We start from the raw sequence: 22,589 nt of genomic DNA on the forward strand, positions 1-22,589 counted from the left end.
CGCCCAGCTTAAAGGCCAGCCCAGGCTTCCCAGATCGCGCCTCGGCCCAGCGCCGAGATCCGGCTCACGCGACCGCGTTCCCGCAGCGTGCGGGGGAGCCGGAGAAAGATCTCCGCCAGTACGCGTAAGCGCAGTGCTGGGTCGAAGTTCGCCGCGGCCGGACGGTGCCTGCGCAGCGGCAGCAAAGCGGTGATCGCGGCGAAACGGGCCAGTTCGCGGAATGCGACTTTAGTAGGGGCGCAGCGCAACAGCATGAGCAAACGGTTGCGTTCATTCCAGCGGTGAAATTGCGGTGAACCGGGGTTCGTACTGGCCCCGTGCAGGTGCTGGACGCGTGCCTTCGGCGCGGCGACGACGTGCCATCCGGCCAGCCGAAGCCGCCACGCGGTGTCGGTGTCCTCGTAGTAACAGAAGAAACTCGCCGGGACCCCGCCGACCTCGCGCACGGCCTCGGTGCGCAGCAGCGCGGCGCCGCCGCAGAAGCCGAAGACCTCGTCGCTGGGCTCGGTGAGGTCGGCGCCGTGGCCGTCGGCGGTGAGGCGGACGCCGGTGGACTGGGTGCTGCCGTCGGGCAGTTCGAGCCGGGACGTGACGGCGGCGGCGAGCGGCTGGCTCTCGAGGGTGTCCTCGAGGACCGCGAGCCAGTCCGGTTCGGGCGCGGCGTCGTCGTTGAGCCAGGCGACACGCGGGGTGTCGATCCGGCTGAGCGCGTGAGCCATCGCACCGGCGTAACCGGTGTTTCGGCGCAGCCGGAGGACCTCCGGACGGCTGGGGTGCGCGGCCAGAATCGTTGCGGTGCCGTCGGTTGAGGCGTTGTCGACCACGAGTGTCCGATGTGGACGGTCCTGGGCGGCGAGCGCGTCGAGACACGCGGCGAGGTGGTCTGCCCCACGCCAGGTCACCACGACGACGGTGGTGCCGGATTCCTCGCTGGTCACCTGGGAGAGAATAGCGGCGTGCCCGAACTGGTCGTGATCGCCGAGCAACTGCTCGCCCCCGTTCCGGGCGGCACCGGCCGGTACACCGCCGAACTGCTGCCCGCGCTCGCCCGCACCGCGCCGCCCGGCTGGACCGTGTCCAGCGTGGTCGCGCGGCACGCGGACGTCTCCGCGGCGCGGATCGAGGGCGTCGAAGGACCGCGCGTGCTGCCGCTGCCGCCGAGGGCGCTGGTCGCGCTGTGGCAGCTGGGCCTGCGCTGGTGGCCGGGCGGTGACGCGGTGCACGCGCCGACCCCGTTCGCGCCGCCCCGTCCTCCGGCTGGGCGAACGCTGACCGTCACTGTGCATGACACCGTGCCGTGGACGCATCCGGAGACTTTGACCGCGCGAGGAGTCAGCTGGCACCGGTCGATGATCGCGCGGGCCGCCCGGCGGTCGTCCGGGCTGATCGTGCCGACGCGGGCGGTCGCCGACGAGCTGGCGGTGTTGCTGGACGTGGACGTTCCGGTGCGGGTCGTGCCGCACGGGGTGACCGTGCCGGAGGGGTCTGCGGCGCTGGATCTGCCGTCGCGGTACGTGCTGGCGGTCGGCACGATCGAACCGCGCAAGGGCATGGACGTGCTGGTCGACGCGGTGGCGCAGCTCGACGGCACGGACGAGGTCGGCGACGTCGGCCTCGTGCTCGCCGGCCAGCCCGGCTGGGGCGGCATCGACCCGGTGCGGCTGGCGGCCGACCGCGGCCTGAAATCGGTGCGGGTGCTGGGGAAGGTGACCGACGCCCAGCTGGCGACGGCGATGCGCGGCGCGAGCGTGCTGGCGATGCCGAGCCTCGCCGAGGGCTTCGGGCTGCCGCTGCTGGAAGCGATGGCGATCGGGGTGCCGGTGGTGCACACGGACGTCCCGGCGCTGGTGGAGGTGTCCGGCGGGGCGGGGCTGGTGGCGCCGCGCGGGGACGCCGATGCGCTGGCTCGGGCGCTGAAAGAGGTGCTGCTGTCGCCGGACAAGGCGGCGGAGATGTCGAAGCACGGGCGGGAACGGGCGCGGACGTTCACGTGGCGGGCTGCGGCGGAGGCGGTGTGGGCTGCCCATCGGCGGTCGAGTTGAGAGGTGCCGCGGCGGCGGAGCTGGGCTGTGGGCGGGTGCGTCGGCGGTCGGGCTGAGCGGTGTCGCGAGGCGACGCGGGCCGGACGCGGCGGTGGAGCTGGGCTGTGGGCGGGTGCGTCGGCGGTCGGGCTGAGGGGTGTCGCGAGGCGACGCGGGCCGGACGCGGCGGTGGAGCTGGGCTGTGGGCGGGTGCGTCGGCGGTCGGGCTGAGCGGTGTCGCGAGGCGACGCGGCGGAGCTGTCGAAGCTCGGCGACGTCGGCCGAGCGGACAGTCAGCCAGAACCGCCGAGGTCACACGGTCGGGTGAACCCAGACGGGTGAGCGCAGGTGGGCGAGGGTGGGTGCCACCGGAGTTGGCGGCAGTTTGCCGGTTCCTGACCTGTGCGGTGGGTGATCGCCGTACGCTGCACTCGTGACCGGTGATCCCCGTGTGCTGATCGACGCGACCGCGGTGCCCGCGGATCGGGGCGGGGTCGGCCGATACGTGGACTCGCTCGTCGGCGCGCTCGATCAGGACGGGGCCCGGCTGACGGTGGTCTGCCAGCCGCGCGACCTGCCGCTCTACGGCCAGCTCGCGCCCAGTTCCCGGATCGTCGCCGCATCGCCCGCGACCTCGACGCGCACCGCTCGGCTGACCTGGGAACAGGCCACCCTGCCGCGGCTCGTGCGCCGGCTCGCCGCCGACGTCGTGCACTCGCCGCACTACACGATGCCGCTCGCCAGCGGGGCCGCTTCGGTGGTCACGCTGCACGACGCGACGTTCTTCACCGACGCCGTCCTGCACTCGTCGGTCAAGGCCCGTTTCTTCCGCGCTTGGACCACCACGGCGCTGCGCCGGGCAACACTCTGCGTAGTTCCCAGTCACGCGACAGCGGTAGAACTGGCCCGGGTGAGCCCGGTGCGGCGGGCCGAGATGGAGATCATCCATCACGGCGTCGACAGCGAACGCTTTCATCCGCCGTCCCCGGAGGAGATCGCGGCGGCGCGGAAGGCGGTCGGGCTCGGCGCGACGCCGTATATCGCGTTCCTCGGGGCGCTCGAACCGCGGAAAAACGTGCCCGCGCTGATCCGCGGTTACGCCCGCGCGGTCGCCGGGCAGCGGGACGCTCCGGCTCTCGTGCTCGCCGGGCAGCCCGGCTGGGACACCCAGGTGGAGCGCGCGCTGGACGCGGTGCCGCACCGGCTTCGGGTGATTCGCGCGGGGTACCTGCCGTTCGGCACGCTCGCCGGATTCCTTGGCGGCGCGGAACTTGTGGCTTATCCGAGCCTCGGCGAAGGCTTCGGACTGCCGGTTCTCGAGGCGATGGCCTGCGGTGCCGCAGTACTGACCACTCGTCGGCTGTCGCTGCCGGAGGTCGGCGGGGACGCGGTGGCGTACTGCGGCGTCGGTGCGGGTGACGTCGCCGCGGCGTTGACGGAACTGCTGGCCGATCCGTCGCGTCGTTCAGTACTCGCTTCCGCGGCGCAGCGGCGCGCCAAGGAATTCTCGTGGACGACAACGGCGGATCGGCACCGCGAGGCTTACGGGAAAGCCTGGCACCAGCATTTGCGCAATCGTTAACGGAGACCGTAAAGGGCTTCCGCGTTGGCGTGCGCGATCTTTTCCCGGTCTTCCTGGTTCGGCAATTTCTCCAGGAATTCCGTGATGGCCGCTGCTTGCATCCGGTGGAACGGATAATCGCCGGACAGCAGAATCCGGTCGGCGGTCGTGTATTCGAGTGCGTTGCGCAGCATTCGCGGGACGAGCATTCCGCTGGTCGCCAGGTGAATGTTGGTGCGGAAATACTCGGCGACGCGGCGTTCGAGATGGGTGGCCGTGTGCGACAGGCTGTCGATGCGGTCCAGCGCGAACAGGACCACTTCGCCCCAGTGGCCAAGGACGACCTGCAGATTCGGGTGGCGGTCGAACGTTCCGCGCAGGATCAGCCGGATGACGGCGAGCCCGGCCTCGTAGTGCCAGCCGAGGCCGTAGGTGGCCAGCCCGAGGTCGAGTTCCGGGCTGAACCCGCTGTAGGAAGCCCGGCGCACTGACTCCACCGGGATCTGCGGGTGGACGAAAACCGGCCGCCCAAGCTCGGCGGCCGCGCCGAGCAGTTCGTCGTACGCGGGATCGTCGAGGGGACGATCGCCACTGCGGCCGTACGACATGATGCCGACGTGCGCTGGATCGTTCGCCGTCCGCTGCAGTTCGGCGAGAGCGGCGGCCGGGTCGGACATCGGCAGCGTCGTCATGGCGCGAAAGCGATCGGGATGCTTCGCGACGGCCTCGCTGGCGAGATCGTTCGCTTCGCGACTCAGCTCGATGCCTTGCGGCGGCGGGCATCCGTGAGTTCCCGGCGGCGCGATCGAGAGCACTTGGACGTCGATGCCCGCCTCGTCCATCCACGCGACGCGCTGGTCGCCGATGTCGAGCAGACGTTCCGGGAGGTCGCCCCGGTCGTTGTGGGCGACGCTCGGATCGCCGGATTCGGTGCGCAGCATCCGGTCGATGCCGGGGGTGGTCCAGTGCTCCTCGATCGCGACGGTTTTCATCGGCCTCCTCGTTATGGCTGGTGCTTTCGAGATTACCAGTTTTCGGTTAACCGGCCTTGGCTGTTTTGCGGACGTGGTGTGCGATAGCGACCGCGACTCCGCTCGCGACGAAGAATGCGGTGACCGCCGGATTCATGGATTTAGACAAACTGGGCGCGCTTTCCGGACTTAACGCCCAGAGTGCGAGGACTCCGAGGTAGACCGCGGCCAGTCCGGCCGACCACCAGCGCAGGGCGTGCGGCTGGGAATTGCGAAGGCTGGAGACGACCAGCGCGATCAGCGGGATACCGGAGAGCAACGCGAATTGCCCGAGGACGAGCGCGGGAACGGACCAGGCGGTGATCAGGATGGGCAGCGAGGCACGAGATGCGGTCATGACGATTCTCCTTCGCGGGGTGGTGGTCAGCGGTGGCAGCGGGCTTCGGCGGCGGCCTTCAAATCGGCGAGCCAGAGGTCCAGGCCAGGGGCCAGGTACTTGATCGCGGTGGCCGGGTCGGCCTCGATTTGCGGCCCGGTCCAGCTTTCTTCGGTGCGCACGACGACTCCGCCGCGCACCGGGACGAAGTTCCAGACGTGCGTTCCCTTGTCGATCCGCAGGCCCTGGCCGATCGCGGGTCCGGACCAGCGGATGCACTGGCCGGGCTTGACCTGGTGGACGGTCGACGTGATGACCAGCGTCGTGGCCGGGGTCGACGGCGTGGCCGGGGCGGGTGTGGTCCAGCGGAATCGCGAACCGGGGTGCAGCCTGCCCGGGTCAAGGCGCTTCATGCTCGTGACCGGCTTCTGCCACTGCGGCCAGCTTTCGACGTTGGTGTGCAGCCGCCACACGGTGCTCAGCGGTGCCTTGATGAAGGTCTCCGCGCGGTGGTGGAGCTGGGCGGTCCGGTCGATGCCGTTGCCTTGGCAGGTCAGGGAACTCGGGTGCGTGGTGGCGGCTTGCGCGGGCGCGGCGCCCAGCAGTCCGGCGGCGATCGGGAGCGCGAGGAGGGCGGCGCGCAGGCGGCGTGCAGTGTTCGTCATGGTGAACTCCATTAGTGACAGTTAATGGTCTTAACTACGGTTAAGACCGTACAAGCTCACCATCGTGAACGTCAATAGCGGAAGTGAAAGGGCTTAACTACACTGAACGGGGATGAGCGAAGGGGAACGGCCGATGACCGAACAGGCACCGCGGGAGCGCTACCGCGAGCAGGTGCGCGGGGAGATCAAGCAGCACGCGCGGAACCAGATCGCCGAGGCGGGGCTGCCGGCGTTGTCGCTGACCGCGATCGCCAAGCAGATGAGCATGACCGTGCCCGCGCTGTACCGGTACTACCGCGGCCGGGACGAGCTGATCACCGCGTTGATCCGGGACGCGTTCCGGAGCCTCGCCGACACCGTCCGGGCGGCGGCGGATTCCGGGGCGGACCTGCTGGCCCTCGCCCACGTCATCCGCGACTGGGCCAAGGCCGATCCGCAGCGGTACTTCCTCATCTACGGCACGCCGGTGCCCGGCTACCACGCGCCGCCGGACACGACGGCGATCTCCAACGAGGTCATGGAAGTCCTGATCAAGGCGAACTCGGCCCTGGGCGAACCGGAGTCGGCGACGACGTTCCACGTGCACCTGGAAACCCATCGCGAGTGGGTGGACAGCGACACCGTCGGCACCGGCGCGGTGCGGCGCGCGCTGTCCTTCTGGACCCGCTTGCACGGCGTGCTGTCGCTCGAACTGGCCGGCCACTTCACCGGGATGAAGTTCGACCCGGCCCTGCTGATCGACGACGAACTGGCCGAGCTGAAAGCGTAAGCGGAAGTGACTGCGGGTGACCGGGTCGGTGGGCTGACGTAGCCGTCCGTGAGCAGTGGACAATGGCGCGGTGACTGAGCAGCGCACGTATGGTGACCGCGTCGGCGTCGTGACCGTGACCTACTTCCCTGGCGAAACGCTCGAGAAGTTCCTCGACACGCTCGACAAGGCGACTGACCGCGACGTCCACGTCGTCGTCGCCGACAACGCGTCCACCGACGGCGCTCCGGAAAAGGCCGCCGAACGCGAGAACGTGACGCTCGTCAGCATCGGCGAGAACGTCGGCTACGGGACCGCCGCCAACCGCGGCGTCGCGGCGCTCGACGACAGCTACGGCTGGGTCGTCGTGGTCAACCCGGACCTCGAATGGGAGCCGGGCTCGCTCGACGCGCTCATCGAGGTCGCCGGCCGCTGGCCGCGCGGGGCCGCGTTCGGGCCGCTGATCCACGACCTCGACGGGACCGTCTACCCGTCCGCGCGGCTGCTGCCGTCGTTCGGCCGCGGGATCGGGCACGCGGTGTTCAGCAAGGTCTGGCCGGGCAACCCGTGGACCCGCGAATACCGCCAGGAGAACGCCGCGCCGACCGAGCGCACGTCCGGCTGGCTGTCCGGCTCCTGCCAGCTCTTCCGGCGCGAGGCGTTCGACTCCGTCGGCGGCTTCGACACCCGCTACTTCATGTACTTCGAGGACGTCGACCTCGGCGACCGGCTCGCGAAGGCCGGCTGGCAGAACGTCTACGCCCCGTCGTCGAGCGTGATGCACATCGGCGGCCACTCGACGGCGCGCGCGTCGGCGAAGATGCTGCGCGCCCACCACTCGAGCGCCTACCGCTACCTCGCCGACCGGCACCAGGGGCTGCTGTGGAAGCCGGTGCTGGCGGCGGTGAAGCTCGGGCTGGCGTTGCGCGTGAAGCTGGAGACCCGCAAGGGCTGAGGCCGCAGGGTCCGCAAGGGCGGCGGTCCGCAAAGGACAGCAGGGCAACCGGCGTGCCTCCGCGGGCGTCCGGATGCTCAGCAGCCGCAACACTTTGCGGTCGTAAAGATCGCTCGCGGGAGACTCGACCTCCCGCACGGGAAGTCTCCCTGGGCAATCCGGGCAACCCGGGCCGGGGGAGACCCCGCGAGGATCACAGCCCGTCGAGCCGCCGGGACAGATTGGACCGGCCGCTGTTCTGCTTGACCGTCGGGACCAGGCCGGTCATTTCCTCCTCGGCCGGTTCCTTCAGCGGGCTCGCCACCGGCTTCGCCTGCGGGCGCGGGACCAGCGGCGTCGTCGTCTGCGGACCGGCCGGGCTCGGCACCGTCGGCTGCGGCAGGGTGTTCTGCGGGCCGGGGATCTCGAGCGGCCGCGTCGGCGTCGGCTGGGCCAGCGGATGCGGCGACGGCTGGGTTCGCGAGCCGCCTGCCAGCGGATGGTCGTTCTCTTCGATCAGCGACGCGGGCAATTGCGTCGTGGTGTCGGGGTCCAGCCCGGAGACCACCGCTCTGGAGATCTGCTGGGTGCTGGAGGAATCCATCGGAGACGTCATGTTGTCCGGCGTCACCACGAAGGCGCCGCGGGATCGTGCGCGTGCGAGCAAAGCGTCCGCGCGATCGCGGGGGTCCATTCCCCTCGGCCTCCCGACTGACCCGGGGCCTCTGGGGAAAGGCCCGCCTGTTTCCTGTCTAGGGTAGGCCCTCGGGGCCCGCGCCGCCCACGTTTCCCGCGGCTTGTCGCTCAGCGGTGCGTGATACAAAGGAGATTTCTGTGACGTCCGAGGTCGAGGTCGACGCCGTCGTACTGGTCGGCGGCCAGGGCACGCGGCTGCGCCCGCTCACGCTGTCCGCGCCGAAGCCGATGCTGCCGACGGCGGGCACGCCGTACCTGAGCCACCTGTTCTCCCGCATCCGCGCGGCCGGAATCCGGCACGTGGTGCTCGGCACGTCGTACCGGGCCGAGGTGTTCGAGGAGTACTTCGGCGACGGGTCCGCGCACGGCCTGGAGCTCGAGTACGTGGTGGAGGACGAGCCGCTCGACACCGGCGGCGCCATCCGCAACGTCTACGACCGGCTGCGCGCCGACCACGCGATCGTCTTCAACGGCGACATCCTCTCCGGAGCCGATCTGCACGCTCAGCTGCGCACCCACCTCGACTCCGGCGCGGACGTCACCCTGCACCTCCAGCGCGTCCCCGACCCCAGCCGGTTCGGCTCGGTGCCGACTGATTCCGACGGCCGCGTCACCGCCTTCCTGGAGAAGACGCCGAACCCGCCGACGGACCAGATCAACGCCGGCTGCTACGTCTTCCGCCGTCCGGTGATCGAGACCATTCCGACCGGGCGGCGGGTGTCGGTCGAGCGCGAGACGTTCCCCGGGCTTCTCGAGAACGGCGCGCATCTGCACGGATTTGTCGACTCTTCGTACTGGCTCGACGTCGGCACCCCGGAAGCTTTTGTGCGCGGCAGTGCCGATCTGGTTCGCGGCGTCGCGCCCACGTCGGCGCTGGCCGGGCCGACCGGCGATTTTCTGGTGCTGGACGCGGCTTCCGTCTTCACCGGAGCGAAGCTCACCGACGGCACGACGATCGGTGCGCGGGCCATTGTCGGAAAGGGCGCGACGGTGTCCGGCTCGGTCGTGTTCGACGACGCGGTGATCGGTCCGGACGCGGTTGTGGAGAATTCGGTGCTGGGTCGCGGAGCTCAGGTCGGCGAGGGCGCGGTGCTGCGCGGCGTGGTGCTCGGCGACGGCGCGTCGGTGGGGGCCGGCTGCGAATTGCTTGCTGGCGTGCGGATCTGGCCCGGCGTTTCGGTGCCGGACGGCGGCATCCGGTTTTCGAGCGACGCGTGATGGAGTGGCGTCCGGGGTTTCCGGTGGATCTGGCGCAGGTGCTGGGTCCGCTGAGCCGTGGGCGCGGGTCGCTGAACTTCCGGCGCGACCGCGGCGTCTGGTGGCTGGCCGCGAACACGCCCGGCGGCAAGGGAACGCTCGCGCTGCTGCACCGGCCGGACGGGGTTGTCGAGGCCGAAGCCTGGGGTGACGGCGCGGATTTGCTGCTCGAGGGCGTGCCCGCGTTGCTCGGCGCGGACGATGACGACACCGGATTCGTCGCGCACCACGACGTGATCGCCGAAGGCCGCCGCAACGCGCCCGGCTTGCGGCTCGGGTCGACCGGGCGGGTGTGGGACGCGCTGGTGCTGGCGATCCTCGAACAGAAGGTGAGCGGCAAGGAAGCGATCCGGTCGTGGGCGGAGCTGTGCCGGTGGTTCGGCACGCGCGCACCCGGGCCGGGTCCGGATTTCCTTCGGGTGCCGCCGGATCCGGCCGCCATTCGGTCCATTGTGGACTGGAACTGGCACAAGATCGGCGTGGACCTGAAGCGCCGCACGGCCTTGATCGAGGCGGCCCGGGCGGCCCCGCGACTGGAGGAAGCGGTGCGACTGCGCGGGGTCGAGGGTCGGGCGTGGCTGCGGAAGGTGCGCGGAATCGGCGTGTGGACGGCGGCGGAGATCGCCCAGCGCGCGTGGGGCGACCCGGACGCGGTCAGCTTCGGCGACTACAACATCCCGGCGATGGTCGGGCACACGCTGCTCGGGCGGAAGATCGACGACGAGGAGATGGCGCGGGTGCTCGCGCCGTACGCGCCGCAACGGCAACGCGCGATCCGGTATTTAGGGGCGGCTGGGGCTCGGAAGCCGAGGTTCGGGCCGCGGATTGAGTTGCGGGATTACCGGGCGATGTGAGTCAGCGCGGCGGATACGGGTTCCGCGGGTTTTGGGGCGGGTACTGCGCACCAGGCGGTCGCGGGGCATTCGGGTGCTGCTGGCCGGGCGGCGGATAGCCCGGCCAGCCCTGCTGCTGCGGCGGGAAGTAACCCGGCGGCGGCCCTTGCTTCCGCCTCGACGAAGCCCGCACTGCGACGACGATCGCGACGACCAGGCCCGCTGCCAGCAGCAGAACAATGAGATGCCAAGGCTGTAATGCCACGATGGAAACCCTCCCCTGAACGAGACTTCATCGTAGTCCGCTCAGGTCGGGCGGCGCGGTGAAACGCGTCAGTCCTGCGGGGGCTGCTGCGGCGGATACTGCTGCCCGGGCTGCTGCGGATACTGCTGCTGCGCGCCCGGCTGCGGCGGGTACTGGCCCTGCGGCGGGAACTGCTGCGGCGGGTACGGGCCTTGCGGCTGCTGCCCAGGTCCAGCTTGCGGAGGCTGCTTAGGCCGTCCCACCGTGAATTTCAGGACCAGTACGACCACCAGCAGCAGGATCAGCGCGCCCGGCAGGACGAGGTTCAGCATGGGCTTCCCAATCGGGTCGGGCACGGACAAAACCCGATGCTAATTCCTCGCCGCGCTCAGCGCAGGGCAGCCGCCGCGATCGCCACGCCTTGTTCCGCCGACAAGCCCAGCCCGCGGATGACCTCGGCGTACGTGGCCGCGGCGGCCTGGGCTCGAGACAGCGTCTCGTCGCCGGTCGCGCCGACGAAAGTGCCTGCTCTGCCTCGGGTTTCCAGCAGTCCGGCTTCCTCGAGTTCGCGGTACGCGCGCGCCACGGTGTTCGGCGCGATGCCCAGGTCCGCAGCCAGTCCGCGCACCGTCGGGAGTTTCGTGCCGACCGCGAGAGTGCCGTCGTTGATCTGGTTCGCCAGCGAGGTCCGGACCTGTTCGAACGGCGGAACGGGCGAAGCCGGGTCGTAGCTGATGCTCATCGTTGCCGCCGTTTCCTCCGGATGCTCACCACAATGCCCAGCGCCAGCAGCGCGAAAGCCACCAAGAACCCGATCAGCACCACCCATCCGCTGATGGCGACGCCGGTGTCGCCCGGGTGCAGGTGCGGTCGCGCCAGGTCCATGCGCCCAGGTTAACGGGCCGCCGCGATCAGTTCGGCCAGATCCTCCGAACCCGCGGGCAGCGCGTCGACCGGCCACCAGCGCAGGTCGTCGGATTCCTCGCTGCGCACGGGTTCCGCGCCGGGCGGTGCGTGCACGGCGTAACGGACGTCGAAATGCCGAGTGGGGACGCCGAGCGAGCAGGTGATCGGGTGGACGTCCAGGTGCACCGGCGTTTCCCCGATCACCAGGCCGCTCATGCCGGATTCCTCGGTCGCCTCGCGCAGGGCGGCTTCGGACAGCGACGCGTCGGACGGTTCGCAGTGCCCGCCGAGTTGCAGCCAGCGGCCGACGCGCGGGTGCAGGGTCAGCAGGACCTGCGTGCCGGTCGAGTCGAGGACGACCGCGGACGCGGTCAGGTGCCCCGCCTCGCAGGAACGCTGGCAAGTGTCCGAACGCGACGCCAGGAAGCCGAGAAACGCTTGCCGCAGCGACTCTTGCGACGCGGGCCCGGGCTTCCACTCGGTCAGCGCGGCGACGGCGGATTCGTGCAGGGTCATCGTTCGATCAGCCCATCGCCGGTGGTGAGCGGTCCGCGCGGGGGAGCGGGTTCGGCCGGGTGCCCGATCGCGACCGCGCCGAGCGGGTGCCACTGGTCGTCGAGGTCCAAAGTGGACCGGACCAGGTCGGCGGCGAAGATGGTCGAGCCGATCCAGCACGAGCCGAGGTCTTCGGCGGCCAGCGCGACCAGCAGACCCTGCACAGCGGCGCCGGCGGCGACGGTGAACATGGTGCGCTCGTGCCGGTTTCGCCGGTCGTCGCGGTAAGTGTGCGCGCCTTCGGGCAGCAGGAACGGGATCACGAGTTCCGGCGCGCGGTAGAGAATGTCGCCGCGGGAGAGGCGTTTCGCGATCTGTTCAGGGGTGAAACCGTCGCTGGTCAGGTCGGCTTCCCAGGACGAGCGCATCGCGTCGAGGAGTTTGCGGCGCAGACCTTCGTCGCGCAGCCAGATGAAGCGGACGGGGTGCGTGTGGTGCGGCGCGGGCGCGGTGAGCGCGGCGGCGACGGCGCGACGCATGGCTTCAGGATCCACCGGGTCGTCGCTGAATTGCCGGACGGAACGCCGGTGCGGCACGGCTTCCCGGCGGCCCTGTGCGATGGATTCGTTGGTGCCCAAGCGAAAAAGGTCGGTTTCGATCGGGCGGATCAGGGTGCGCGCGGTGGAACCGTCGTCGTGGATCTGCAGCCCGCGCACGACCGCCACCGGCAGCCCGCCGAGCTTGCCCTTCACCAGATCCGCAGCGGCAGCGATCTCGTCGGCGACCGCGATTTCCGTTACAGCCAGCTCGTTGCCCTGCGAATCGACTTGTCCCGCATACCCATGCAGCACGCGCAGGCCGGACGCGCCGATCGCGGCGTCCGTCTGGCCGACTCGCCAGGCCCGGCCCATGGTGTCGGTGACGACCACGGCCACCTCGACGCCCAGCCGTTCCCGCAAACCGTTGCGCAGAGCCAAAGCGGACGCGTCCGGATCCGCGGGCAGCAACGCCACTTCGTCGCCGCGCACGTTCGACGCGTCGATCCCGGACGCCGCCTGCACGATGCCCAGCTGGTTCTCGGTGATCAGCGTGCGCGCGATCCGGGCGACGACCCGCACCGATTCTTCCTCGACCAGCTTGCGCCGGGCCGCGTCGCGCTCCTCGGGATCGCTCGGCACGCGCACGAGCCGACCCTCGATCTTCGAAAACGCCTTGCTGGTCACCACGACCACGTCGCCGGACCGCAGCCACGGCGCGGCGGACACGATCGCGCCGGTCAGGTCGTCGCCGGGACGGAACTCCGGCAAGCCAGGGACCGGCAGGATCTCGATCTTCTGGGAAGCGTGGTCAGTCAAGGGAGACTCCCGCTACGTCGAGCGCCGCGCGGACCATGTCCGCCGTCGCGTCCACATCGGACATCAGCAGCGGCACCGCGCGCACGTCCACGCCGGGCACCGTGACCTCGTGATCCTCCGGCGCGACGAGCCAGCCGTCGAGCACGCCGCCCTCGGTTCGCGCACCGTAATGCCGGCCGACCGCCTCCGCGGAGGTCTCCACGCCGATCGCGGTGAGGCACGCGTCGGCCATGCCGCGCAACGCTTTCCCGCCGATGATCGGCGACACCCCGACGACCTTCGCGCGGGATTTCCGCAACGCGTCGCGCACCCCGGGCACCCCGAGCGTCGTGCCGACCGACACGACCGGGTTCGACGGCGCGAACAGCACGACGTCCGCCTCGGCCAGCGCCGCCAGCACGCCGGGGCCGGGCTTGGCCTCGTCGTTGCCGACCGCGACGATCGAATGCGCGGGCACGCCCGCCCGGTAGCGGACCCACCACTCCTGGAAGTGCACGGCCTTCTGCTGGTCCGGCTGCTCCGGGTCGTCGATCACGACGTGCGTCTCGACCCGGTCGTCCGACATCGGCAGCAGCCGCACGCCGGGCTGCCAGCGGTCGCACAGCGCCTCGGTGACCTGGGACAGCGGATAGCCCGCGCGCAGCATCCGCGACCGGATCAGGTGCGTCGCGATGTCCTTGTCGCCGAGCCCGAACCAGGTCGGTTCCGCGCCGTAGGCGGCGAGTTCCTCCTTGACCGTCCAGGTCTCGCCCGCGTGGCCCCAGCCGCGTTCGGAGTCGATGCCGCCGCCGAGGGTGTACATGCAGGTGTCGAGATCCGGGCAGATGCGCAGGCCGTGCATCCACACGTCGTCGCCGGTGTTGACCAGCGCCGTGATCTCGTGCGGGGACTCGCCCGCGCCGATCGCGGGAAGTCCGAGTGCGGTTTTGACCCCGAGCAGGAAGCGGGCGCCGCCCACCCCGCCAACCAGTACGACGATCTTCACGACTGGCGATCCTCGCACGTCCGCGGCGCCGGGCCCCAGTACCGGTACCTGTGGTGCTCCGAACAGCCCAGCGCGGAATACAACGAGAGTGCGCCGGTGTTGCCCACCGCCACTTGCAGGACCCACTTGTCGGCGCCGTGCGCGCGGCCCCAGTCCGCGAGCGCGTGCAGCACCGTCGTGGCGAGGCCGCGGCGGCGAAACGCCGGTGCGACCGCGAGCCGGGAGACGTGCAGCCAGTCGTCCACGATCGCGCCGCGCACCGCTCCCGCGGTGATTCCGTCGGCCAGCACGACGCCGTAGCCGACCTTTCCGGTGGTCACGACGTGCCACTGGGCGGAACTCGGCTCGGTGGTGCCCTCGGCCAACTCCCACCATTCCGGCGTCGCCTGGTCGAGGACCTCGGCGCCGCGCGAAGGCCCGGACGGCAGCGGACCGGTCAGTACCGACACCTGGTGCCCGGCGGCGTGCTCGACCTGCTCGCGCCAGCCCGCCGCGGCCACCGCGCGCTCCAGCTCGCTGTCTTCCAGCACCTGAACCGCGGGCGGAATGCCGCGAGCGTGGGCGAAGTCACATACGGCGTCGAGCGCGTCCGGGAGCGGGCGGCCGGGGTCGCCGACGGCGAGTGTGCTGTTCGCGCGCCCGGTGAAGCCGTCCGCCCAGCGCAAAGTCCATTGTCCGAGCGGCTCCTCGACCACCGCCGGCCATGCTTTCGCGCACACGATTTCGAGCTTTTCCCGGGAGTTCACGGTTAGATTGTGACGGAGAGAGCTGTCCCGTTCCGCAGGAGAACCCCATGAGCTACGCGCGCAAGGACGACCGGCACAACGACGAGCTTGTCGACGAGATCGCCGATGGCTTCAAGCGGACTCTCGAAGAAAAACGCGAGGACGGCAAGCCCGCCGGCCCCTCGTTCACGATTACCGGCGATGCCCGGAACGCGCCGAAACCGCGTCGCCGGGACCGCTGAGCGGCGCGGATCCGCCCCGTTTCCAGGGGTGGGATAAGGGTCGCCTAACCACCACCGGGGGCCAGGGAAGCGCGTAATGTCCGCACCGACCGGCCCAGCAGGAGAAGCCAGGAGTACGCAGTGACCTACGTGATCGCCGAGCCCTGCGTCGACGTGCTCGACAAGGCGTGTATCGACGAGTGCCCCGTGGACTGCATCTACGAGGGCGAGCGGATGTTGTACATCCACCCGGACGAGTGCGTCGACTGCGGCGCCTGCGAGCCGGTCTGCCCGGTCGAGGCCATCTACTACGAGGACGACGTCCCGGACAACTGGTCCGACTACACCAAGGCGAACGTCGACTTCTTCAACGAACTCGGCTCGCCCGGCGGCGCCTCCAAGGTCGGCAAGACCGCGCACGACCCGGGGTTCATCAAGGCTCTGCCCCCGCAGGGCGAATGACCCGGCTGCCCGACTTCCCCTGGGATTCGCTCGCCGAGGTCAAGGCCCGCGCGCAGGCGCAGCCCGGGGGCATCGTCGACCTCTCCGTCGGCACGCCCGTCGACCCGGTGCCGGACTCGATCCGCGCCGCGCTCGCGTCGGTGTCGGAGATCCCCGGCTACCCGACCACGCACGGCACGCCTGAGCTGCGCGAAGCGGCCGTAACGGCGTTGCGGCGGCGGTACGGGATCACCGGCGTCGAACCGGACGCGGTGCTGCCGACGATCGGTTCGAAAGAGGCCGTGGCCTGGCTGCCGCGGCTGCTCGGCTTCGGGCCGGGCGACGTGGTGGTCATCCCGGAGCTGGCGTACCCGACGTACGAGGTCGGCGCGCTGCTCGCGGGCGCCGAGGTGGTGCGCGCGGACGGGTTGACCCAGCTCGGCCCGCGCCGCCCGGCGATGATCTGGCTGAACTCGCCGTCGAACCCGACCGGCCGCGTGCTCGGCGTCGACCACCTGCGCAAGGTGGTCGAATGGGCGCGCGACCGCGGCACCGTCGTGGTGTCCGACGAGTGCTACCTCTCGCTCGGCTGGGAGGCGGAACCGCTGTCGGTGCTGCATCCGTCCGTCCACGGTGGACAGACGGACGGCCTGCTCGCGGTGCATTCGCTGTCCAAGTCGGCGAACCTCGCCAGCTACCGCGCCGGTTTCGTGGCCGGTGACCCGAAGCTGGTGAAGACGTTGCTGGAGGTGCGCAAGCACGCCGGCATGATCGTGCCGCGTCCGGTGCAGCAGGCGATGGTGGCCGCGCTCACCGACGACGAAGCCCTTGCCGTGCAACGCGAACGCTACCGTGCGCGTCGCGTGGTGCTGCGGAAGGCGTTGCAGGACAGCGGGTTTGAGATCACGTACTCCGAGGCTGGGCTGTATCTCTGGGCCACGCGCGGGGAATCCGCGCAGGCCACGGTGGAATGGCTTGCCGAGCGCGGGATTCTGGTCGCGCCGGGGACTTTCTACGGGCCCGCGGGTCGCGACCATGTGCGCGTCGCGCTGACGTCGACGGACGAACGCATCGAGGCGGCCGCGGAGCGGCTGGCGCAGGGCTAACCGCCTCGCTCCCGCCTGGCCTGCCGTCCAGCTCGAAGCGCCCCAATGTGGCATTGGGTGCATCTGACGCACCGAACGCCACATTGGGTGCGTCGCATGCACCCAATGCCACATTGGGGCGCTCTCAGCGGGACCGTATGGCCGGGACGAGGCGGCCGGTGCAGCTTCTCCGCTCCCTCCGCGTCGTGTGCCGGGCCCGTGGGTTCAGTAGTCGCGGCCGGTGAAGCCGCGGTAGACGAACCGCGTCAGCGCCTCGATCGCCTCCTCGTCCGACGGCTGGTTCCAGCCCGCCGGTGGCGGGGTCAGCAGCCACATCTGCGCGAAGTTGTCGATCAGCTGGTACATCATCGCGATGGTGAGTTGCGTGTTCGCGGGGAGCCGCAAACCGGCTGCCGTGACGTATTCGAGGTGGCTCTCGACGTCTGAGGCCTGCGTGGCGCCGAAGTTCGCGTACACGGCGGCGAAGTCGTCGTTCACCATCGCCGCCTGACGAAGCGCGAGCATCGTGGGCGCGTTGGCGCGGTAGAAGTCCCAGTACTGCCGCACGTGCCAGCGGACCGCTGCGGGATCGCTGAAATCGGACAGATGGTCCTCGCTCGCGGCCTGCCGGTCGCTGTCCTCGGCGAGGTCGGCCAGCAGGGCGACCAGCAGTTCTTCCTTGCCCGCGAAGTGGTTGTAGAACGACCCGGCGGCGCGGCCCGCTTCCTTGGTGATGTCGGTGATCTTCGTGTTCAGGTAGCCCTTGGCCGCGAACACGCGCTTGGCCGCTTCCTTCAGCGCCGTTTCCGTTTCGGCGGCTTTGTCCTTGCGGCTCGTCGCCGTCATCCGGCACCTCCCTTGACGGGAACGCTATCAGCGGGCATCCTGAATCTAGATTCACTGAATCAACATTCACCGAAAGGGGCGAGGGGTATGACGGTGCTGGTGGCGGGAGCGGGGCCGACGGGGCTCACGCTGGCGATCGAGCTGGCGCGGCGCGGGGTCGGCGTGCGGATCGTGGACAAGGCGGAGGAGTACTTCGCCGGTTCGCGCGGCGACGGGCTGCAGCCGCGCACGATGGAGGTTTTCGAGGATCTGGGGGTGCTGGACGCGGTGCACGCCGCGGGTGCGCCGCCGTATCCGGCGAAGGTGTACCTCGACGGGAAGTTCGCCATGGTGCGGCGGATGGCGGAGCCGGTCGAGCCGACGCCCGCGGTGCCGTATCCGAACGCCTGGTTCCTCGGCCAGTCGCAGACCGAGGGCATCCTGCGGGACCGGCTGGCCGAGTTCGGTGTGCGGGTGGAGCTGAACACCGCGCTGACCGGCTTCACGCAGGACGACGAGGGTGTCACCGCCGAGCTGTCGACCGGGGAGACAGTTCGGGTCGAGTACCTGGTCGGCGCGGACGGCGGGAAGAGCTTCGTGCGCAAGGCGCTGGGGATCGCCTTCGAGGGGACCACCGACGAGTCGATCCGGCTGCTGCTGGGCGACGTCTCGGCGGAGGGGCTCGACCACGACTCGGGGTACTGGTTCGCGACGGCGGACGAGCCGATGTCCGGCGTCGCGTTCACGCCGCTCGCCGGGACGCCGCACTTCCAGTTCTCGTCCCCGCTCGGCGACGGTGCCGCGGATGCCTCGCTGAGCGCGTTGCAGGCGCACTTGGACCGGGTGTCCGGCGGCGGGATCCGGCTGCTCGACCTGGCGTGGTCCACGGTGTGGCGGCCGAACATCCGGCTGGCCGCGGCGTTCCGGCAGGGCCGGGTGTTCCTGGCCGGGGACGCCGCGCACGTGCACCCGCCGACGGGCGGGCAGGGGCTGAACACCGGCGTGCAGGACGCGTACAACCTCGCCTGGAAGCTTGCCGACGGATCGCCTGCGCTGCTGGACAGCTACGAGGCGGAACGGCGCGCGGTCGCGGCGCGGGTGCTGGGGGTGAGCAGTGCGTTGCTGGAGAAGTACAAGGAAGGTTCCGAGGACGCGCACAAACGCGGACCGGAGACGCAGCAGCTCGACCTGACTTACCGGGGCGGACCGCTGTCGCCGGTGGGCACGGGGGCGTTGCGACCGGGGGATCGGGCGCCGGACGCGCCGCTTGTCGACGGGAATGGCAAGGGGGTGCGGCTGTTCGAGTTGTTCCGGGGTCCACATGCGACAGAACTTGTGTTCGGCGAAGGGGAACTGGGGACGGAGCATCCGGCTTATCGGATTTTGCCGCAGGGATCGACGGGGGAATTCGTTGACGCGGGTGGGCATGCTTATGCGGCTTATGAGGGGGTGCCGGGGAAGCGGGTGCTGGTGCGGCCGGACGGGTATGTGTGGTCGGTTAAATGACCGCGTGCTCGGCTTTTTCGATGCGGTGCCACACATCGAGCCATGCGGCTCGGGCTCGGGCACGCTTGGCTAGTTCGTGTTCGACGATCCGGCCAGCGACAAACCCGATCTCCGCGTCCGCGTTGGCCAGTGCGCCGCGCACCTTCTCCGCGGCGTAAACCGCGTCCTGGTGATCACCCAGGACGGTCTGGAATTTGCGGGTCGCCTTGATGAGCTCCGACAGCTTTTCGGCCTGCTTCTTCTTCGCCGCCGATCGGGCCAATTCGGCGGTGTAGCGCAGTTTTTTGCCGTGGATGCGCAGCGCGTGCAGGTCGTCGTCCGGCGGATTCGGCGGCAGGGCGGCGACCGCACGGGCGAGCTTCCGGTACGGCTTGCGCACGTCGGCGGCCAAGCCGGGTTTCTCCGACGGAGTCTCGTCGATCTCGTGCTCCGCGGTGCGGGACAGTTGGGCGACGCCCTGCAGCAGAGTCGCGTACCGAGGGCTCGACAGCGCGCGGTTCAGCCGTCGGCGGGCGGTGGTGCGTTCGGCGACGAAGCGGGACACCAGCCGTCGTCCGGCGGCCTGGTCTCGGACGTCGAAGCCGGCGATCACCTCGCGCAGGTGGCCGATCAGGACGTCGTAGTCGCGGACCTCGCCGAGGACCTGGCCCAGCCAGCCGAGGTCGGCGCGCACGGGTTCCGCGGTGGCCCCGACCAGCGCGCTGGACGATTTCAGCACGCTTCGCATCCGCCGTTGCGCCACGCGCATCTGGTGCAGTTCTTCCGGGTCGGCACCGGCCCGGGTGCCTGGTTCGCGGGACAGCAGTTCGCGCAGTTCGTGGTCGAGTTTGGCGCGCACGTGCGCGGCCGCCGGGGCCTCGGGGTCCGCTTTCGCCGGTTCGGCGGGGAGCCCGAGTGCGGCCGGCGTCGTCGGTTCCGGAGTACGGCGGCGGCTGGTCGCTTCGGAAGTCACCTGGTTAATAGTAGGTGAACAACGATCGGATCGGAGTCCGCCGAAACAGCGAGAGGGTGCGCTCCCCGTCGCGGGAAGCGCACCCTCTCGAAGGCTGGATCAGTTGGCGTGCAGTGCTTCGTTCAGCTTGATGCCGACCCCGCCGCGCGGCACGACCTCGACCGCGCCGGTCGCGGAGTTGCGCCGGAAGACCGCGCCGGAGATGCCGGACAGCTCGCGTGCCTTGACCGTCTTGCCGTCGACCTCGACCTTGGTGCCCGCGGTGATGTACAGCCCGGCCTCGATCACCGAATCGTCGCCGAGGGAGATGCCCGCGCCGCCGTTCGCGCCGATCAGGCAGCGTTCGCCGACCGAGATCACCTCGGTGCCGCCGCCGGACAGGGTGCCCATGATCGACGCGCCGCCGCCGACGTCGCTGCCGTCGCCGACCAGCACACCCGCCGAGATGCGGCCCTCGACCATCGACGCGCCGAGCGTGCCCGCGTTGAAGTTGACGAAGCCCTCGTGCATGACGGTGGTGCCGGACGCCAGGTGCGCGCCGAGGCGCACGCGGTCGGCGTCGGCGATGCGGACGCCGGTCGGCAGTACGTAGTCGACCATCCGCGGGAACTTGTCCACGCCGTACACCGCGACCGCGCCGCGCGAACGCAGCCGCAGCCGGGTCTGCTCGAAGCCCTCGACCGGGCACGGGCCGTGGCTCGTCCACACGACGTTGGCCAGCAGGCCGAAGATGCCGTTGAGGCTCTGCCCGTGCGGCCGGACCAGCCGGTGCGACAGCAGGTGCAAGCGCAGGTAGACGTCGTGGGCGTCGGCGGGCGCGGTGGCAAGGCTGCCGATCGTGACGCGCACCGCGACGACCTCGACACCGCGGTCGGTGTCCGGGCCGAGCAGCGCGGCCGCGGACTCGCCGAGCAGCTCGGTTGTCTGCTCCGCCGTCAGCCGCTCGGTGCCGCTGGTGCCTGCGTCGACCAGCTTGGGGTGCGGGTACCAGGTGTCCAGCACGGTTCCGTCGGACGTGACGGTCGCCAGCCCGACGCCGACGGCGCCGGTCGTTTCGGGGTCAGGGGTCTGCTCGCTCACGCTGGTCACGGTAGCTGAAGCGGGCCGGATCAACCCGTGGTGGCCAGCTGGCTCACCTTTTGCTTGACCTCGGTCAGCGCGGCCGAGATCGAGACGAGCGCCTGCGTGCACTCCCCGCCGGGGGTCGCCGTGGTGGTGCAGCCTGCCTGGCGGAACGCGCCGACCGCCTGGTCGATCGCGGTCGCGTCGCGGTCGAGCGGCTGGTTGACCGTCTTGCCCGCTTTCGCCAGCTTGTGCACCGAACCGGCGGTGTTGCCCACCTCGGTGACGTATTTCTCACAGCCCTTGGGCAGTTGGGTTTGCGGGCCGGTGAAGCAGGAGTCGGCCGACAGCGCCTCGAGCTTGGTCGGCAGGGCGTCCGGACCCGGATCGCCGGCTCCCGGGCGGGCCTTGGGCCCGGCCTCGGTACTGCAGCCGGTGAGGACGAGGGCGAGGACGCCGAGAGCGACCAGGGAGCTTCGCGTGCGCACGTCCTCACGGTAGCCCCCGTCCTTGCTGGGTACGGTGCCGGTATGACCTCCCTTGACCTGCGCGCCGATCCGGCCGAGCTCACTGCTGCCCTTGTGGATGTGTTCAGCGTCTCCGGGGAGGAGGGGAAGCTCGCTGATGCGGTGCAGGCGGCGTTGACGGAGCAGGCTCCGCATTTGGAGGTTGTGCGCAATGGGGATGCTGTTTTGGCGCGGACTCATTTGGGACGGGCTACGCGGGTGATTCTTGCCGGGCATTTGGATACTGTGCCGGAGAATGCCAATTTGCCTTCTCGGCTTACTGGGGCTGGGGACGACGCGGTGTTGCATGGGCTTGGGGCTGTGGATATGAAGGGCGGGGATGCGGTGTTTTTGCATCTCGCCGCTACTTTGCCGGAGCCTCGGCATGATGTGACTTTTGTTTTTTATGACAATGAAGAGGTTGCGGCGGTTAAGAACGGTCTTGGGCGGATTGAGCGGGAGCTGCCCGAGTGGCTTTTGGGGGATTTGGCGATTGTGGGGGAGCCGTCCAACGGGGTGATCGAGGCTGGGTGTCAGGGGACTTTGCGGGTTGAGATTCGGACTTCCGGGGCTCGGGCGCATACGGCGCGGGCTTGGATGGGGTCGAACGCGATTCATGCGTTGGCTGAGCCGTTGCGGAGGTTGGCTTCTTATTCGGCTCGGGTGGTGGATATTGACGGGCTGACTTATCGGGAAGGGCTGCAGGCTACTGCTATTTCTGGCGGGGTGGCTGGGAATGTGGTGCCTGATGCTGCTGTTTTGACGGTTAATCATCGGTTTGCGCCGGATCGCAGTGCGGAGCAGGCTGAGGCGCATGTGCGTGAGGTTTTTGACGGGTTTGACGTGACCCTGGTGGATATGTCGCCGGGGGCGTTGCCTGGGTTGTCTGCGCCTGCTGCTGCGGAGCTTGTGGCTGCGGCTGGGGGGACTGCCGCGGCTAAGTTGGGGTGGACTGATGTGGCTCGGTTTGCCGCGTTGGGGATGCCTGCGGTGAATTTCGGGCCGGGGGATCCTACTTTGGCTCATACGCAGCAGGAGAATGTTCGGGTGGGGGAGATTCGGGAAGTGGCTTCGGTGTTGCGGGAGTTTCTTAGCTGAGGTTCGGCTCGTCGCCTGGCGGCGACATTGCTGCCTTGGTTGCGTGAGGCACCCCGAAGGTTGATTGTGCTGACGGTCTGGGGGTGGGTGTGTTTGGGGGGGAGAATTATTTTAAAAAAAA

Annotated in this window: 28 protein-coding genes; 11 read left to right on the top strand and 17 right to left on the bottom strand. The window is 69.8% G+C overall.

Translation table 11 applies throughout. From position 1 onward, the window contains the following. Positions 1-8: 8 nt before the first annotated feature. Positions 9-938: a glycosyltransferase family 2 protein gene (locus tag ABZX37_RS30660; RefSeq protein ID WP_354745390.1), complete on the bottom strand. Its 930-nt coding sequence runs from the start codon at positions 936-938 to the stop codon at positions 9-11. 18 nt (positions 939-956) lie between these two features. On the opposite strand from ABZX37_RS30660, the gene ABZX37_RS30665 reads away from it, so the two are divergent. After that, complete coding sequence (locus ABZX37_RS30665; RefSeq protein ID WP_354745392.1) at positions 957-2,042, top strand: glycosyltransferase family 1 protein; 1,086 nt, start codon at positions 957-959, stop codon at positions 2,040-2,042. A 430-nt stretch (positions 2,043-2,472) separates the two neighbouring features. After that, positions 2,473-3,603: a glycosyltransferase family 1 protein gene (locus ABZX37_RS30670; protein ID WP_354745438.1), complete on the top strand. Its 1,131-nt coding sequence runs from the start codon at positions 2,473-2,475 to the stop codon at positions 3,601-3,603. Here the strand turns inward: ABZX37_RS30670 and ABZX37_RS30675 are convergent. Genes ABZX37_RS30675 through ABZX37_RS30685 form a run of 3 tightly spaced genes read right to left on the bottom strand, consistent with a single transcriptional unit; the run spans position 3,600 to position 5,594 of the window. Continuing rightward, a complete protein-coding gene (locus ABZX37_RS30675; protein ID WP_354745394.1) occupies positions 3,600-4,574 on the bottom strand; it encodes an amidohydrolase family protein in 975 nt (324 codons plus the stop codon). The two genes, ABZX37_RS30670 and ABZX37_RS30675, sit on opposite strands and share 4 nt — an antisense overlap. Positions 4,575-4,620: 46 nt before the next feature. Beyond that, positions 4,621-4,950 (bottom strand): hypothetical protein, encoded by a 330-nt coding sequence (locus tag ABZX37_RS30680; protein WP_354745396.1) that lies wholly within the window; start codon positions 4,948-4,950, stop codon positions 4,621-4,623. Positions 4,951-4,976: 26 nt separating this feature from the next. Beyond that, positions 4,977-5,594, bottom strand: coding sequence for an SRPBCC family protein (locus ABZX37_RS30685; protein ID WP_354745397.1), 618 nt, complete (start codon positions 5,592-5,594; stop codon positions 4,977-4,979). 133 nt (positions 5,595-5,727) lie between these two features. On the opposite strand from ABZX37_RS30685, the gene ABZX37_RS30690 reads away from it, so the two are divergent. Further along, entirely contained in the window at positions 5,728-6,363 is a 636-nt protein-coding gene (locus ABZX37_RS30690; protein ID WP_354745439.1) for a TetR/AcrR family transcriptional regulator, read from the top strand. Between the two features lie 70 nt (positions 6,364-6,433). After that, complete coding sequence (locus tag ABZX37_RS30695) at positions 6,434-7,297, top strand: glycosyltransferase family 2 protein (protein ID WP_354745399.1); 864 nt, start codon at positions 6,434-6,436, stop codon at positions 7,295-7,297. A gap of 193 nt (positions 7,298-7,490) precedes the next feature. Here the strand turns inward: ABZX37_RS30695 and ABZX37_RS30700 are convergent, their stop codons facing one another. After that, positions 7,491-7,970: a hypothetical protein gene (locus tag ABZX37_RS30700; RefSeq protein WP_344288719.1), complete on the bottom strand. Its 480-nt coding sequence runs from the start codon at positions 7,968-7,970 to the stop codon at positions 7,491-7,493. Positions 7,971-8,110: 140 nt separating this feature from the next. Between ABZX37_RS30700 and ABZX37_RS30705 the strand changes: the two genes are divergently transcribed. Together ABZX37_RS30705 and ABZX37_RS30710 are read left to right on the top strand one after the other, a co-directional pair. Beyond that, the gene (locus tag ABZX37_RS30705; protein ID WP_354745401.1) at positions 8,111-9,190 is read left to right on the top strand and encodes an NDP-sugar synthase; all 1,080 of its coding nucleotides are present in this window, start codon (positions 8,111-8,113) and stop codon (positions 9,188-9,190) included. Further along, on the top strand, positions 9,190-10,083 hold the full coding sequence (locus ABZX37_RS30710; protein ID WP_354745403.1) for a DNA-3-methyladenine glycosylase 2 family protein: 894 nt from the start codon (positions 9,190-9,192) through the stop codon (positions 10,081-10,083). The genes ABZX37_RS30705 and ABZX37_RS30710 overlap by 1 nt, the downstream gene beginning before the upstream one ends. A gap of 1 nt (position 10,084) precedes the next feature. Here ABZX37_RS30710 and ABZX37_RS30715 read toward each other — a convergent pair whose 3' ends face one another. The 8 genes from ABZX37_RS30715 to ABZX37_RS30750 form a co-directional block, all read right to left on the bottom strand. Continuing rightward, complete coding sequence (locus ABZX37_RS30715; RefSeq protein WP_354745405.1) at positions 10,085-10,327, bottom strand: hypothetical protein; 243 nt, start codon at positions 10,325-10,327, stop codon at positions 10,085-10,087. 68 nt (positions 10,328-10,395) lie between these two features. After that, the gene (locus tag ABZX37_RS30720) at positions 10,396-10,662 is read right to left on the bottom strand and encodes a hypothetical protein (protein WP_354745407.1); all 267 of its coding nucleotides are present in this window, start codon (positions 10,660-10,662) and stop codon (positions 10,396-10,398) included. Between the two features lie 32 nt (positions 10,663-10,694). Next, on the bottom strand, positions 10,695-11,048 hold the full coding sequence (locus ABZX37_RS30725; RefSeq protein ID WP_344288708.1) for a GntR family transcriptional regulator: 354 nt from the start codon (positions 11,046-11,048) through the stop codon (positions 10,695-10,697). Next, positions 11,045-11,191 (bottom strand): LPXTG cell wall anchor domain-containing protein, encoded by a 147-nt coding sequence (locus ABZX37_RS30730; protein ID WP_354745408.1) that lies wholly within the window; start codon positions 11,189-11,191, stop codon positions 11,045-11,047. The genes ABZX37_RS30725 and ABZX37_RS30730 overlap by 4 nt, the downstream gene beginning before the upstream one ends. Before the next feature lie 9 nt (positions 11,192-11,200). Further along, the gene (locus ABZX37_RS30735) at positions 11,201-11,728 is read right to left on the bottom strand and encodes an NUDIX hydrolase (protein WP_354745410.1); all 528 of its coding nucleotides are present in this window, start codon (positions 11,726-11,728) and stop codon (positions 11,201-11,203) included. Continuing rightward, entirely contained in the window at positions 11,725-13,062 is a 1,338-nt protein-coding gene (locus ABZX37_RS30740; protein ID WP_354745412.1) for a coenzyme F420-0:L-glutamate ligase, read from the bottom strand. Before ABZX37_RS30740 ends, ABZX37_RS30735 begins: the two co-directional genes overlap by 4 nt. Further along, the gene (gene cofD, locus ABZX37_RS30745) at positions 13,055-14,047 is read right to left on the bottom strand and encodes a 2-phospho-L-lactate transferase (RefSeq protein WP_354745414.1); all 993 of its coding nucleotides are present in this window, start codon (positions 14,045-14,047) and stop codon (positions 13,055-13,057) included. Before cofD ends, ABZX37_RS30740 begins: the two co-directional genes overlap by 8 nt. After that, a complete protein-coding gene (locus ABZX37_RS30750) occupies positions 14,044-14,793 on the bottom strand; it encodes a GNAT family N-acetyltransferase (protein ID WP_354745416.1) in 750 nt (249 codons plus the stop codon). Before ABZX37_RS30750 ends, cofD begins: the two co-directional genes overlap by 4 nt. A gap of 47 nt (positions 14,794-14,840) precedes the next feature. On the opposite strand from ABZX37_RS30750, the gene ABZX37_RS30755 reads away from it, so the two are divergent. The 3 genes from ABZX37_RS30755 to dapC all read left to right on the top strand — a co-directional run bounded on the left by ABZX37_RS30755 (position 14,841) and on the right by dapC (position 16,540). Beyond that, positions 14,841-15,014, top strand: coding sequence for a hypothetical protein (locus ABZX37_RS30755; RefSeq protein WP_354745418.1), 174 nt, complete (start codon positions 14,841-14,843; stop codon positions 15,012-15,014). A gap of 120 nt (positions 15,015-15,134) precedes the next feature. After that, positions 15,135-15,455 (top strand): ferredoxin, encoded by a 321-nt coding sequence (gene fdxA, locus ABZX37_RS30760; RefSeq protein WP_009072848.1) that lies wholly within the window; start codon positions 15,135-15,137, stop codon positions 15,453-15,455. Further along, positions 15,452-16,540 carry a succinyldiaminopimelate transaminase gene (gene dapC / locus ABZX37_RS30765; RefSeq protein WP_354745420.1) on the top strand — a complete coding sequence of 363 codons (1,089 nt, stop codon included), beginning with the start codon at positions 15,452-15,454 and terminating at the stop codon, positions 16,538-16,540. The genes fdxA and dapC overlap by 4 nt, the downstream gene beginning before the upstream one ends. A 204-nt stretch (positions 16,541-16,744) precedes the next feature. On the opposite strand, the gene ABZX37_RS30770 is transcribed toward dapC, so the two are convergent. Beyond that, positions 16,745-17,365 (bottom strand): TetR/AcrR family transcriptional regulator, encoded by a 621-nt coding sequence (locus tag ABZX37_RS30770; RefSeq protein ID WP_354745422.1) that lies wholly within the window; start codon positions 17,363-17,365, stop codon positions 16,745-16,747. 87 nt (positions 17,366-17,452) lie between these two features. On the opposite strand from ABZX37_RS30770, the gene ABZX37_RS30775 reads away from it, so the two are divergent. Then, positions 17,453-18,850 carry an FAD-dependent monooxygenase gene (locus tag ABZX37_RS30775; RefSeq protein ID WP_354745424.1) on the top strand — a complete coding sequence of 466 codons (1,398 nt, stop codon included), beginning with the start codon at positions 17,453-17,455 and terminating at the stop codon, positions 18,848-18,850. Here ABZX37_RS30775 and ABZX37_RS30780 read toward each other — a convergent pair. The 3 genes from ABZX37_RS30780 to ABZX37_RS30790 form a co-directional block, all read right to left on the bottom strand. Then, positions 18,843-19,802, bottom strand: a complete 960-nt coding sequence (locus tag ABZX37_RS30780; protein WP_354745426.1) for a CHAD domain-containing protein — start codon at positions 19,800-19,802, stop codon at positions 18,843-18,845. The two genes, ABZX37_RS30775 and ABZX37_RS30780, sit on opposite strands and share 8 nt — an antisense overlap. A gap of 99 nt (positions 19,803-19,901) precedes the next feature. Next, positions 19,902-20,882: a 2,3,4,5-tetrahydropyridine-2,6-dicarboxylate N-succinyltransferase gene (gene dapD / locus ABZX37_RS30785; RefSeq protein ID WP_354745428.1), complete on the bottom strand. Its 981-nt coding sequence runs from the start codon at positions 20,880-20,882 to the stop codon at positions 19,902-19,904. A gap of 29 nt (positions 20,883-20,911) precedes the next feature. Then, on the bottom strand, positions 20,912-21,352 hold the full coding sequence (locus tag ABZX37_RS30790) for a hypothetical protein (protein ID WP_354745430.1): 441 nt from the start codon (positions 21,350-21,352) through the stop codon (positions 20,912-20,914). A 42-nt stretch (positions 21,353-21,394) separates the two neighbouring features. On the opposite strand from ABZX37_RS30790, the gene dapE reads away from it, so the two are divergent. Further along, entirely contained in the window at positions 21,395-22,468 is a 1,074-nt protein-coding gene (dapE, locus tag ABZX37_RS30795) for a succinyl-diaminopimelate desuccinylase (RefSeq protein WP_354745432.1), read from the top strand. Positions 22,469-22,589 lie beyond the last annotated feature (121 nt).

The sequence above is a fragment of the Amycolatopsis sp. NPDC004079 genome, from assembly GCF_040610415.1.
Taxonomy (GTDB): domain Bacteria; phylum Actinomycetota; class Actinomycetes; order Mycobacteriales; family Pseudonocardiaceae; genus Amycolatopsis; species Amycolatopsis halotolerans.

What these genes read in the sequence shown, in the direction of transcription:
- ABZX37_RS30675 (WP_354745394.1), bottom strand. Translation starts at nt 4,574, where the DNA reads ATGAAAACCGTCGCGATCGAGGAGCACTGGACCACCCCCGGCATCGAC.
- ABZX37_RS30680 (WP_354745396.1), bottom strand. Translation starts at nt 4,950, where the DNA reads ATGACCGCATCTCGTGCCTCGCTGCCCATCCTGATCACCGCCTGGTCC.
- ABZX37_RS30685 (WP_354745397.1), bottom strand. Translation starts at nt 5,594, where the DNA reads ATGACGAACACTGCACGCCGCCTGCGCGCCGCCCTCCTCGCGCTCCCG.
- ABZX37_RS30690 (WP_354745439.1), top strand. Translation starts at nt 5,728, where the DNA reads ATGACCGAACAGGCACCGCGGGAGCGCTACCGCGAGCAGGTGCGCGGG.
- ABZX37_RS30700 (WP_344288719.1), bottom strand. Translation starts at nt 7,970, where the DNA reads ATGGACCCCCGCGATCGCGCGGACGCTTTGCTCGCACGCGCACGATCC.
- ABZX37_RS30710 (WP_354745403.1), top strand. Translation starts at nt 9,190, where the DNA reads ATGGAGTGGCGTCCGGGGTTTCCGGTGGATCTGGCGCAGGTGCTGGGT.
- ABZX37_RS30725 (WP_344288708.1), bottom strand. Translation starts at nt 11,048, where the DNA reads ATGAGCATCAGCTACGACCCGGCTTCGCCCGTTCCGCCGTTCGAACAG.
- ABZX37_RS30730 (WP_354745408.1), bottom strand. Translation starts at nt 11,191, where the DNA reads ATGGACCTGGCGCGACCGCACCTGCACCCGGGCGACACCGGCGTCGCC.
- ABZX37_RS30735 (WP_354745410.1), bottom strand. Translation starts at nt 11,728, where the DNA reads ATGACCCTGCACGAATCCGCCGTCGCCGCGCTGACCGAGTGGAAGCCC.
- ABZX37_RS30755 (WP_354745418.1), top strand. Translation starts at nt 14,841, where the DNA reads ATGAGCTACGCGCGCAAGGACGACCGGCACAACGACGAGCTTGTCGAC.
- dapC (WP_354745420.1), top strand. Translation starts at nt 15,452, where the DNA reads ATGACCCGGCTGCCCGACTTCCCCTGGGATTCGCTCGCCGAGGTCAAG.
- ABZX37_RS30770 (WP_354745422.1), bottom strand. Translation starts at nt 17,365, where the DNA reads ATGACGGCGACGAGCCGCAAGGACAAAGCCGCCGAAACGGAAACGGCG.
- ABZX37_RS30775 (WP_354745424.1), top strand. Translation starts at nt 17,453, where the DNA reads ATGACGGTGCTGGTGGCGGGAGCGGGGCCGACGGGGCTCACGCTGGCG.
- dapE (WP_354745432.1), top strand. Translation starts at nt 21,395, where the DNA reads ATGACCTCCCTTGACCTGCGCGCCGATCCGGCCGAGCTCACTGCTGCC.